Source organism: Paenibacillus sp. J22P59 (genome assembly GCF_059383895.1).
Genome location: NZ_JBXENX010000001.1, coordinates 436,978 through 450,946, shown reverse-complemented (window position 1 = coordinate 450,946; position 13,969 = coordinate 436,978). Strand labels below are relative to the sequence as shown.

Below are 13,969 nucleotides of genomic sequence, written 5' to 3'. Positions count from 1 at the left end.
GTTTGTGGCAACTCCTCTCTTATGCAAAGGTTTTCCAGAATACCCCTCTAGCACCCTCTGCGACTTGAAGCTCCTTCGCTATCTTCCCGGTCGGTGCCATCGCAGCGTCTTCCGCAGACAAGGACCGCTTCTTCAATTCCGGAGCAGCCAATGGATGACGACGAGTCAAATATTCGGCCTGCTCCGCCCAAGCTTCCACGATGACATGTGCATTTGTGCCTCCGTCGGCGAAACAGTTGATCGCTGCCACTGGTAAAGGTTCTCCCCACTCTGCCTCTCTGCGGTTGAATTGGATACCCGCAGATCCCAGATCGAAATGAGGCATCGCCTGCTCTCCAGACAAGAACGGAACCTGACGGCGGTGTTGGAGCATTAGCACGACTTTAATAAAACTAGCAATGCCTTCAGCACAAAGCGGATGCCCAATGTTCGGCTTCACCGAGCCTACTCTTAATGGAACCGGCCCTTCGGGACGGTAGACAGACTGTATGGCCTTTAGCTCCAGCAAGTCGGTCACGGTCGAGCCCGAGCCGTTCGCCTCGATATACGAGATCTCGTCTGGGCGTTTTCCGCTTTTGGTCAAAGCCGCCAGCATGACGTCCTTTTGCGCTTGCGGATTCGGGCTTGCCGGACCTACAGTTCGGCCATCATTATTAACGGCTGCCGCTTTAATGACGGCATATATCGAATCCCCATCGAGGCGCGCCTGCTCCACTGTCTTGAGCAGAACCATGCCCACGCCTTCGCCGAGCACGATTCCGTTGCCCCGCTTATCGAATATGTGGAAGGAAGATCCTTCGGACAAAATCCCCCGTTGTCGGAACATGCTGTAAGCGGCATCCGTATCCAGCAGGCTGACCCCGCCTACGACCGCAGCTTCGATATCGCCGCTGCGAATCGCTTGAATGGCCATATTCATGCCGACCAGCGCGGAAGAGCAAGCGGTATCGAGGACGACGCTCGGACCGCGCAAATCGAAGAATTGTGAGACATTGGCTGCCAAATAATTTTGCCCCATGGCAACGATCGGATTGCGTACGTGCAGCAAGCTCTCCTCTGTCGGTCTATGCTGGCTTCGTCCACCCAGATATACGCCAATAGGTTTACCCTTGACCTCCTCATGCTCGTACCCCGCGTGATACCAAAGGTTGAGGCATTGCTCCAGCACCGCGAGCGCCTGCGGATCCATTGCCCTGGCGTTTTCCTCAGAAAGCTGGAAGAAGGACGGGTCGAATTGATGAATATCGTTCAACAGTCCCGCATAACAAATGCTTTCATGATTCCATCGTTCCTGAGGAACCTGACGAATTGCCGACTGCCCTTGCGACAGGAGTTCCCAAAAAGCGTCCAGATTCTCTGCGCCAGGAAAGCGGCAGGAAAGACCGACGACGGCAATATCATTCGCAGAGGAACCTCCATTACTCAACCTGTTTTCTAGCTTATCGGGCAGCTCTGACTGGTTTCGGTCTAGGAGCCGTTCAGTAGGACTTTGCTCAGAAGAAGCCTTATCAACAGCGTCTGCCGTCAAGTTCCCGGTCACTCTGATCAACGCAGCCGTATATTCTTTGGCCAACCAGGCTGCAAAGCTTTGAATGGTTGGACGCTCATAGATGATAGACGGATCAAGTTCAGCTTGTATCTCCCCGTTTATTTGCTGCAGCAGTTGGGTCAGGATGATGGAATCGACCCCGTACTCCTGAAAAGGTTCATCCACCGCCAAGTGGTCGGGATGGATCTTCAGCTCCTTGGCGAATAAGTCGAGCAGCCAAGCTTGTGTTTTCTCATAAACATTGTCCAGCGCCTGCGTACTTGCGCTTTCAGGCAATTTCACGGGTACGTTCTCCGTTCCGGACGGGAACATTTTTCGTACGTCACGGCGCATAAGCAACTCCGGCTTCCAGTGTCCCTTATGAACAACAGCGGGCAGGACTACGGATCGAAGTCTCCGCGCCAATATCCGATCCAACCACTGCAAGCCTTCTGCATCGGTCATACTCAATAGACCGGTCTCCGCGTACGACTTGCTTTTAGTTTCGCCCATGCCGGTTTCTTTCCAGTTGGGCCATTGAATGCTGATGATCGGCGCTTCTTCTCGATTCGCTTCGGCAAAATAATCCATATAAGCATTGCTCATGGCATAATCGCTTTGTCCTGAGGCAAGGGAAGGCACAACCGCCGATACGGATGAGAAGAGGACGAAAAACTGCAGCGACTCCTTCTGGAGCAGGCGATACAACGTTTTAAGTCCCTCCACTTTGGGCTCCAGAACCTGTCGGATATCCTTGACGTCTTTCCGAATAAAGGCAGGATTTCTCCAGTCTGCCATGCCCGCGCAATGAATCACTCCGCCGATCGGCCCCCAATTGCGTCCGATATCCTGCAGACTCTGCCGGAGTGCAGCCTCATCCGATAAGGGATGCGACAGAACAAGTACTTGGATACCCAAGGCTTCCAGTTCCTGTACGGCTTGAATTTTCTTGCCTACAGAGTCGTTGAACTGCTTGAGCCGTTCCCACTCCTCTCTTGGAGGCAATGGTTCCCGTCCGGTAAGCACCAGCTTCTTCACGTTATACTTTCGAACAAAATGTTGAGCACACAAGAGGCCGAGTCCACGTGTTCCCCCTGTAATGAGCAGGACATGATCTTCTGGGAAAGCTTCCGTCTCAGCCATCCACTCTCCTCTCTCGTCCGCAAACGGCTCTTCTTCCAGTAGAGAACAATAACGTTGTCCTTTCCTGTAGCACACTTCAGGCTCCTCGCTGACCAAGGACAGCTCCTCTGCAATCAGCCGCGCTAATTCAGGGTCTTCGACATGAGCATCCGTATCCATATGCCTTGAATGCAGATAGGTGTATTCGCTTTGAAGCATGCGGTACAGCCCGGAACGGTAAGCGCCTGCCAGATTCACTAAGCCATTTTGAAACGATTCCAAACCTTTAGTAACGCCTAGCAGTGTCAGTCCCTCTTTGTTCCCATGTTCAACCAGTTTTTGTAGCCAGTTCATCCAACCAGTTGAATCGCCCGTTGTGTTTCCACAGCCGATCAGGTCCACCATAGCGTCATAATTATGCCAATTGTATTCAGGTACCATGATGTCGAGCCGCTCCGCATCCACAATCTGGTGCTGCGGGAAATAGCGGGATAACTCCCCCGCCAGGCTCGCGGTCTCCGAGTTCGCCATGATCACAATGGATTGAACGCTTTTCTTTGCTTCTACGGAAGAGCTTTGCCTCCAATGCTTTCTCAGCAAGCGAGGAACCCGTTCATTTACTACGATCCCGGACCTAGCAGCTTCAACGGTTAAAGCAAGTTCCGGAACGTGATCGGATTGAAGCAAGTGCTTAGGCAACCAATACCGCTCCTTGGCAAATGAGTAGGTCGGCAAACTGATACGGCGGGGCTTGATCTCCCCATACAGCCTGTTCCAGTCTAGGTTCCATCCCTTTACCCACAAATCCGCGATCTTGTGCAGCCTGTTCTTCGCGATCCAAGATTCCGACAATTCCTTGGCGTCCTCGTCTGTTTCAAAGATTCGAATTTCCTTCCGGCTCTCTTTCACGTGGGCGGTGAAGATATCTTCCGCTGGACGACCGGAGCGATAGGCCTCAAGCAGCTCCAGCAGCTTCTCTCGTGAATCCGCAACAACAGCCAAGCGATAGTCCATCGATTCACGTCCGACTTGAAGCGTGTAGACAACATCTGCAAGCTCAAGATCCGGGCAAGCAATCAGGAATTCCCGCATCGCCTCGACTTGGGCATTCAGCTGCTCCTTTTTCTTGACGGACAAGACCATGAGCAGCGGCTCTCCGGATTTCCGAGAAGCCGGCAACGCTGAGGACGATGTCTTGCTCGGAACATACTCCTCAATCACCACATGCGCGTTTGTTCCACTGAAGCCAAAGGAGCTGACACATGCACGCAGAGGCGAATTTGTGGCAGTTGTCCATGGCTTCGCCTGAGTATTGACATAGAACGGTGAGTTGTCGAAATCAAAATTCTCGTTGGGTTGATGGAAGTGCAGAGTAGGCACGAGCGTTTTATTTTGCATGCACAGCAGCACTTTTTGGACGCCTGCAATCCCCGATGCCGCCGATGTATGGCCAATGTTACTTTTGACCGAGCCGATGGCGCAAAAGTTTTTCTTCTCGGTCTTTTCTTTAAACACCGTGGACAGGGCATCCAATTCTATAGGGTCACCCTGTTTCGTTCCGGTCCCGTGCATTTCTGCATAGCTGATGCTCTCTGGGTTAATGTTGTATTTATCATAAATTTCTCGTTCTAATTCCATTTGGCTGCTCGCGCTGGGGGCTGTAATGCCGTTGGTTCTGCCGTCCTGATTAATCCCAGACCCCACAATTAACCCATAGATCTGATCTCCAGCAGCTTCGGCGTCTGAGAGCCTTTTGAGAACCAGAGCGCCGACCCCTTCTCCGGGAACAAAACCGTTGGCGCTGTTATCGAAGGTTTTACATTGTCCGTCGGGCGACAACATGCCCGCCGTACACATGCTAATGTACGATCCCGGAGTCAGGTACAAGGTAACGCCGCCCACGAGCGCCATGTCAACTTCCCCGCTCGCCAAAGCCTGACAAGCCAAATGCGTACCTACTAAGGAAGAGGAACAGGCCGTGTCGATGGAGATTGCCGGTCCTTTCAGGTTGAGATAATACGGAATACGCGCCGCAGCAATCGCATAGCTGCTGCCGGTTGCGCTGGCACCTGTGTGGTTTTCGTTCATCATGCTGCCGTATTCACTGCTCATCAACCCTAAATAAACGCCGCATTTCGTATTGTTCAACGAGGAAGGACTATACCCCGCATCCTCAAATGCCTTGTATCCCTCCTCCATGAAAATCCGCTGTTGGGGATCCATCAGCTCAGCTTCCGAAGGAGAAATCTGAAAAAATAAAGGATCAAAGCACTCGATATCCTCCAGCATTCCAAGCGATTTGCAATAAATTTTCCCCTTCTTGCTCGGCTTCGGATCGTAGTACTGGTTCACGTTCCAGCGGGATGCGGGTATTTCTCGGACAGAATTTGCGCCCTGCACAAGATTCTCCCAATACCGCCTAAGATTACTTGCGTCTGGATATCTTCCCGACATTCCCACGATAGCAATAGGTTCTCTGGCAGCAGCCGATTCGTTCTCTAACGTTTTCTTTGAGAGCTCCGTGGCCGGTGGGGCGGAAATTGACGGTAATTGAAGCGCAGAACCGCTTGGTATAACCGTTGTTTCAGCAAGTACTTCCGCTTCCGCAGGATGCGTAAGTTTCATCGGATTGGATATTAATTCTCGGACAACATTCTTGTTCGCATCGCCGGATACGCTAAGTTCCTTCCTCAAATAACCGACAAAATCTCGAATTGTAGGATAATCATATACCTTGGTAACCGGAATCGAAGTTCCGTACTGCTTATTGAGAGCTTTAATCCATTCCACACCTGTAATCGAGTCCATCCCAAGGTCAATAAATTTCTCGTCAGCGTCGATATCATTCTCGCTCATATACAAGACTTCGGCCAAGCTTGCTGTCAGTTCTGCCTGTAATACTTCCGCTGATGAGACGGTGATTAACTTCGAGCCGGGAGAAATGGCGACCGTTGTCCTTACAGCCGAAAGGGATTTGTCCTCGCTTACTTTTGCGGCGCTTTTGATCCAGACTTCGTCTTGCAGAGGTCGCAAAACGATAGGAGCGGGCATAACGGGCCCAGCGATCGACATGTCTAATCCGGAGAGCTTGACCGTTTCTTTTTCATCGCGCTGCTTCGACATCATGGTCTGCAGGTATCCAGCAAAATTTCGTATTGTAGGATAGTCATATACCTTGGTAACCGGAATCGAGGTTCCGTACTGCTTATTGAGGGCTTTGATCCACTCCAAACCCGTAATCGAGTCCATTCCAAGGTCAACAAATGCTTCATCCGTATCAACCTCTTCTTCACGCATATAAAGAATTTCCGCCAGACTCACTTTCATCTCAGCCTGTAAGACTTCTATGGATACGGCTGGAAGGACTATAGTGTCTAGCTTTGAAACCGTAGCAGCTGACAGATCGCCAGATATCTCCTCCGCCCTCTGTACCGATTGGAAAGTATCATCACTTAAGGGCCGCAAAGCTACGTGAACCGGAATAGCGCTCGCCTGCGCGATTGCCGGCATCGCTGGAAGGAGAGGTTCAACCTGCGAAGAATCAGCAACAATCGGCTGTCCTGCAGTGCAAGGCTCAAATGAAGAAGTTTTTCCATCATCATTCACGAGCCCTGCCTTCCTGCTGTGTTCTCCGATCCAGAAGCGTTCTTTGGCGAATGGATAGGTCGGCAAAGAGATGCGCATCGGACGGATGCCCCCGTAGAGCTTACTCCAATCAACTTTCAACCCTTTGGTCCAAAGATCCATAAGCTTGGCGTATTTCCCTTTTCTGATCCATGCTTCGATCGTGACCGTCATATCCTCATCCGACGCAATGGCTGCCAAAGCATCTTTATTCGCCTTCACTTGGCCCCGGTATAACTCCGCCACCCCTTCAGGGCCATCGACGAACAGCTGCAGCTTCTCCACCAACTCCTTAATACTTCCCGCCAGCAGGGCCAAGCGTTCGTTCATTGCTTCGCGTCCAACCTGCAGCGTATACGCGATACGTACCAGATCAGCATCGCTGTACTTACCCTTTTGTAGGGAGGCAAGCAGTCGTTCTGCTTGTTCCGTCAGTCTCTCTGCGTTCCACGCCGACAGCACAATCACGACCGGTCCGTGCGAGGATGGAGAAACCGTACTTTTCTCTACTTCAGTCTTTCTGTCCGTTCTATATTCTTCAACGACCACATGAGCGTTCACCCCTCCAGCGCCAAACGAAGATACGCCAGCAATTCTTGGGAATTCCCGCTTTTGTCCGCCGACCTCAATTGTAGGTCGATTCCATTCGGCCATTTCCTGTTGGACTTTAAATGGCGTATTCGTGAAATCAATATTCTCGTTTAACGTACTGGAATGAAGCGATGGCACCAGTTGACCATATGAAAGTTGAAGCAGTACCTTGGTTAACCCGGCGATTCCCGCTGCGCTTTCGCAATGACCGATATTGGATTTGGCCGATCCGATTGAGCAAAACTGCTTTTCTTTTGTATGCTCCTCAAATACCCTTGCCAATCCCGCAATCTCAATCGGATCTCCCAGTGTCGTCCCTGTCCCGTGCGCTTCAATGTAGCTCACCGATCTCGGATCAACCTTCGCTGCATGCCAAGAGCGTCTGATAACATCGGCTTGAGCAGCTGGATTCGGTACAGAGTACCCGTTCGTCTTGCCCCCATGGTTGACGGCTGTTCCTTTGATGATTCCATAAATGTGATCCCCGTCAGCTATCGCCTTGGACAAAGGTTTAAGCAGCACGGCCCCGACGCCTTCGCCGGGCACATAGCCGTCTCCGCCTTGGCCGAAGCTTTCGCACCGCCCCTTGCTCGAAACAAAATTACCCTGTCCCAGCAGCAAATATTTATTGGGATGAATCGAGACGTTCACGCCGCCGGCAATGGCTACCTCGCACTCTCCCTGCCGCAAACTCTGGCAAGCGAGATGCATCGCAGTCAAAGATGAAGAGCACATCGTGTCCAAGGCGATGCTAGGACCCTGAAAGTTGAAAAAGTAAGATACCCTGTTTGCGATCGACGAAGGATTGCCGCTGAGCGCCTGCGGACGACCCAAAATCTGCTCCTGTGCGCCATACAGTTGGTATTCCTCGTACATCACTCCGACATAAACGCCAACACGGCTTCCCATGTCAGTCCCTTTGTACCCGGTCAGATTATCCCTCGTATATCCCGCATCCTCGATCGTTTCGTAAACGCACTGCAAAAATAGTCGCTCTTGAGGGTCCATAAGCTCCGCTTCTCTTGGCGAGATATGAAAGAACTGCGGATCAAATTTATCAACGTCGTTAATAAATCCCCCCCATTTGCTGTAGGTTTTTCCCGGTTTCCCCTTCTCTGCGTCATAATATAAGCTGTGGTCCCAGCGGTCATCAGGAATTTCTATGATGCAATCTTTTCCGATTGTCAAATTCCTCCAAAGCTCCTGAACGTTATCCGCCTGAGGATAGCGTCCCGCCAGCCCGATGACCGCAATTCCATAGTCTTCTTGTACGGACTCTTTGATCTCATTGGGCGCTTCGACAGGTCGCTGTACATGCAAGAAAGGGCTGCGCTGTCTCGATTCGAATAGAATCGGCTCCGGCTCCCTCGTACTCTCTGCCGCGAAATCGGCTGCCGGTTCGGCTTGTTCGGGAATCCCCAACAATTCCGTCAGCTTGTGGAACTGGGTTTCCATAAAGTAGTCGGTTAAAGACCGGATATCCGTGTACTCAAAAAACAAAGTTTTGGGCAATGATCCGAAAGTTTTCTCCAATTCCCCGTTAAGATGCATGATTATAATCGAATCAATGCCATATTTCTCCATAGGAGCATCCGCTTCGATTCGGTTAACCGGCAGCTTAGTGACGGAAGCAAGCACACTCTTAAAATAATTCTCAACTTTTTCGCGAAAGAGCCCTTCTGCCATTTGCGGGTTAACCCGTTTTTCCTTAACAGGAGCTCCGGATGTGAGATTCACCTGGTTCATAAAGGAACGTATCCGTGCTACGACGCCTTCCACAACCATCACCCGATTTTTTCCCGCTGTCCATGCTTGGTACAGTGTCCGAATGCCTGTTTCCGTCGCCATAGCCGTCATACCCGTTTGCTTCATAAGCGCATTAGCGGTTTCGGGATCGACCCCCATGCCCCCATCTTTCCAGAGTGGCCAGCTCACGGACAGCGTCCTGCCCTGGCGAAGCTTCGCAGTCGTGAGCTCCGTGCGATATTCTGCGTATGTATTCATGAAAGCATTCGCCATGGAGTAATCCGCTTGCCCCGAGCTGCCCACCACTCCTGCACCGGATGAAAAGAGAATGAAAAAATCCAGCGGCAGCTCCTTGCTTGCCTCGTCCAGATGGACAAGTCCCTTTACCTTAGGAGCCAAAACAGCTTGTACTTCTTCCGTACTTTTTTTGATAATGAAGTTGTCTTGAATAATACCTGCGCTGTGTATAATGCCGTTGAGACGTCCATAATCCGCCAGAATCGATTCGATAAGACCGAAGGTATCGGCTTCTTGTGCAAGATCCATTTGTTTATAAACCACTTTCGCTCCCAATTGTTCCAGCTGTTGCAGCTGAGACCGCTTCTCGAGCGTAAGCGGCGAACGTCCCGTGAGGATTAGGATAGGCTCTTTGATTTTCCCGGCAATCTCGCCAGCAAAAATCAATCCCAGTCCTCCTGCGCCTCCGGTAATGAGATAGATGCCGTGATCCCTCCAAGGAATAAGCTCTTTTCCCCCGGAAAACTCCCATTCCTTCCACTCGGCTACCCAACGCTGGTTCTTCACATACCGGATGTGCTTGTCGTGCGGGAAATTTTCATTTTCCTTCAAGTGGTGGAGGATGTCCTCCGCAGTGCTGACAGGCTCCAATTCAATCAACTGACCGGTCAACGCCGGATTTTCCAATTGCGCGGTTTTCAACAAACCGGCGAGTCCGCTGAGCAGTTGAGTTCCCTCCTGTACAGGCACTACAAGCTGCACAAGTATCTTCTCTTTTGGCCGGGATTTCAGGAGTTTCTGTATGTCTTCAAACGCTTGCACAGCGAAATGTTCGAAGCGACGATGGATTCGAGTAGCTCTGTCTTGCAAGAGCACGCTGTCCGCGACCTCCCGCACACTGCGCTCCACCGACGGATCCCAGTCGCACAGGATGACCCTGCGAACGCCAAACTCTGGATTCCCAGAAGTTGCGTAAGCCGCTCGCTCTTCCCAAACCGGCTCCATATATAAGGACCCGTTTGAGGAATTGCTTGTTCCCGCCCTATCATCCAGCACTCGAGCCGAGTATCCTTTCAGAGCTGCAAATACGTTGCCCACATCGTCTATCAAATCGATATCTAATTTGAGCACATTGTCTGCTGCTCCACTTCCCTCGCTATAGCGAATATACGCCCACATCGTAGATGGACACGGACCGAAAATATCGGCTTCCTCTAATGCAAAGGGCAGCATAGGCCGATTGGCGTCAAACTCGAAATATTCCCCGTTCCACTTCAAAGCGATCGTTGCCTGCAAGGCTGAATCTACCAAGCTCGGATGCAAAACATAGGGGTTTGTCGAGCCGTCAAAGGAAGATGGCAGCGACAGCTTGGCCAATACCTGATTTTTTCCCACATGCAGTTCGGCGATTCCCCGGTGCCCGTCTCCGTGTACAATTCCCATTTTGTTGTAAGCCTCATAACAAGAATCAGCTGCAATAGTGCCTCTACTACAGCGTGCTAGCAGCTCTTGAAGATCCCATATCGGAGGTTTGGAGTCTTCAAGAAGGGAGTACACCGCTCTTCCTTGACTGTAAACGGTTCGTGTCGATTCGCTACCTTCCGAGGGTCCGCAGACTTCGTAGATCAATTCTTCTTGCTCCCCAGGATACAGACGGATTTGCAGTTCTGTTTCCCGTTCCCGGGCAACAAAAGGTCGAAGCCAGACGATGCTGCGAAGCTTAATACGCGCTTGCTCATGAGCTGGTACTGCCTGCTCAATCGCAGCCCTCGCCATTTCAAGATAAGCGGCTCCAGGCAAGAGTCGATCCCCTTTTACGGTATGATCGGAAAGAAAGAATTCATTGCCTGTAAACACCGAACGGAAACGGACACCCGAAATGTCCGAAACATTCTGTTGCAGTAGCGGATGAAGGTTGTTATCAACTGCCGGATTTTTCGGCTGCAGGACTGTGCGAGTCTCTGTCGCCATAGGCTCTGGCAGCCAATAGCGCACCTTCTCGAAGGGATAAGTCGGCAGGCTGATTCGATTAGGTAGACCAGATTCGTACAACGCCTGCCAATTCAACTCAATGCCTTTCACCCAGCTTTCAGCGATTTGAGACATATTCGCTTCTGCCACCCGCTGCGGGAACAAGGTCAAGGTGTCTCTGGGAAGCTTTTCTTTGCCTTTCCGGACATGTCCGCTCCAGCAATCCCGGATCGTTTCCCGGCCTGCGCCAAACGCATCAAGCTTAGCGATCAGATCGGGAAGGTCCTTTGCCAGAAATGCTACCCGTGCCTCCATTGCTTCCCGGCCCACCTGCAACGTGTATGCCAAGTCCCGGAGCCGAATTCCTTCATGCAGAAAGCCAGACAATTTCATTGCATAAGCCTGAAGTCTTTCTTGCGTTTTGGCAGACAGCGGGACAATCGCCGGAGTCGGTTCGAGAGTATGAGGCTCCTCTACGGTGTTCTGGCCAGCTTCAGGAATAAACTCTTCCAAGATGAGATGAGCATTCGAGCCTGTTGCGCCAAAAGAGCTGAGTCCCGCCCGACGTGGATAGCGAATCTCTTCGCCATTTACCTTCACTAGCGGCTGCTTCCATCTTTCTGTCGTCTGCTGCACGTAAAACGGCGTTTGGTTCAATTGCAAATACGGATTGAGCTCTTCTGAATGCAAGGATGGCACGAGCGTCTGATAGTGAAGTTGAAGCGCAATCTTACATAGTCCGCTGATGCCGGCGGCCGACTCGGCATGTCCGATGTTCGATTTCACTGAACCGATCGAACAGAACTGCTTTTCTTGCGTGTAAGCCTCGAAAGCTTTGGTCAGACCCTGGATTTCGATCGGGTCGCCCAAGGATGTGCCTGTGCCATGGGCTTCCACATAAGAGATCGTCCGCGGGTCAATGCCGGCTTTCGCCAAACAAGAATCAATCGCATCAGCCTGCGCCACGGGACTCGGCACCGAAATTCCGCTCACTGTGCCTACATGATTAATCGCACTCCCTTTGATGACCGCGTAGATTCGGTCTCCGTCCTGCACGGCTTTGCTAAGAGGCTTGAGCAAGACAGCTCCTATCCCCTCGCCGGGAACATATCCGTCTCCTCCTTTGCCGAAGGTGTGACAGTATCCATCGCTGGAGAACATATCCCAAATTCCGTAGGTCATATATTTGCTCGGATGCAAGGACAGATTCACGCCACCGGCCAAGGCTACCTCGCACTCCCCGTGACGGATGCTCTCCAGCGCCAGATGAACAGCCGTCAACGAGGATGAGCAGACCGTATCCACCGCCATACTAGGGCCATGAAAATTGCAGAAGTACGACACCCTGTTGGCTATTTGCGCATAATTGAGCGACAAAGGGAATCGGTTCTCGTCTGTCATGCCCTCGGCGCCAACCAAGGTATAGTCCTTATGCATCACCCCGACAAACACGCCAATGTGCTGCCTGTTATAACGGCCGCTTGGCTGAACCAGCGTTTTGGGCGTATAGCCGGCGTCTTCGATCGTTTCCCAGCACGTCTCTAGAAATAGCCGCTCCTGGGGGTCCATCGTTTCCGCTTCTCTCGGCGTGATTCGGAAGAAATGCGGATCGAAGCAGTCTGGATGATCGATGAATCCGCCCCATCTGGATAGCTTCTTTCCCGAAGGCGAGGTCATATCCTCGAACCGCCGCCAATCCCAACGGGATTTAGGGATTTCTGTAATGCAGTCTTTTCCCTCTGTGAGGTTGCTCCAGTACTCGTGAATATTGCTCGCCTGCGGATAACGGCCCGCCATGCCAATGATGGCGATATCATTTTCTCCCCTCGCCACGGTTGTGCGGGAGAATGAGCCTCCCGTTTCCTGGGTGCCCTGAATGGCAGTTTCTGCTGGCGTTGTGTGCGTGATCGGCTCAGCGCCATATGGATCGGAGACTCCCTTTGCTTCAGGAAGCGATGCCAGGAACGCATGGGCGTAATGCTCATTGAGATAAGTGGCTAGTTCGCTAACGGTTGTATATTCGAATAGTAAAGTCGGAGACAAGCTTGCGCCAATGTGGTCTCCGATCGTTTCCACCACCTGTAGTAGTCCCGGCGAGTCCAGACCCATTTGGTAATAGCCGATATCGGTTTCAATCTCATCTTCCGGTGTGCCCAATCGCTGTGCGATCAGTTGACGCAAAAAAAGTTCAATTTCCTCATACTCTGCGGTACCGCCTTGTGATGCCTTCTCAGCCGACATTTGCAAGCGCGAATCCTTATTCTCAAGGCTACGCTCTTGCTCCGAAAGGGCTGCTCCTTTGCGTTGTGGATTAATCAATTCGGCTCCTCGTACGAGTTTGCTTGTAAAGTTCTTCAACTCGGCGACCTTCTTGCCCGCTCTGTTGAAAAACTCTAAAGTCAGATAAATCAGTTCCTTCTCAAGGCGGAAGGAAGAATGCTGAATGCGTGTAAAACATCCTTCCTGCAACAGTTCTGAAGCGCTGAAGGATTCGTAGAATAAAGGCAGATACAGCCTTTGTTCTTCCTCCAGCAAAGCGGAGAGCAGCCGATTAGAGCCTACTCCGCTGCCGTCGATTAGGGCAGGATGAAACATGAACTGCCCGGCTTGTGACTGATATTCCGCTCCGACGGCGATATCAATCAGGACTTCCGTTTCGTTTTCATGAAGCTGGCCTTCGGCTTTCATTAAGCCGGTATGCACCAGTTCCTGATTCCGACACTGTTCATACAGTTCATCCAGCAAGACTTTTCGACCGACGTTTCCTGTCAATACATCTAGATCGAGGGATTCTTCGAAGCTCGTTTCGGGTCCTTCCAGCATCTCCGCTTTTAAGTACTGCTTGGAAGCCGCAATCGCTTGGCCGTTTTGCTGCTCTTGGCCTTCCACCGTAATCTGCCAGTGGCCATTCGAAGCTTCCTTGCACTGGATGCTGAGTACCGTGACCGTGTTTTTCCCTACCGCCAACGGACGGTAGATGGACAAGTTGCGCAGCTGAAGGCGGGAGTAAGCATATCCGCTTTCTCTAAATATTTGATACAGCATATCGATATAGGCCAATCCAGGCAGCACTTCCTGCCCATAAACCACATGGTTTTGAATAATCGGATTCTTTAGTGACAAGGCGATTTGTTTGCTTATGGTCTTCAC

At 51.5% G+C, this 13,969-nt stretch carries 1 protein-coding gene; it reads right to left on the bottom strand.

Going from position 1 to position 13,969, the window contains the following annotated elements; translation table 11 throughout:
• Positions 1 to 19: 19 nt before the first annotated feature.
• Positions 20 to 13,969 (bottom strand): SDR family NAD(P)-dependent oxidoreductase, encoded by a 13,950-nt coding sequence (locus tag AC50YO_RS02095; RefSeq protein ID WP_494842613.1) that lies wholly within the window; start codon positions 13,967 to 13,969, stop codon positions 20 to 22.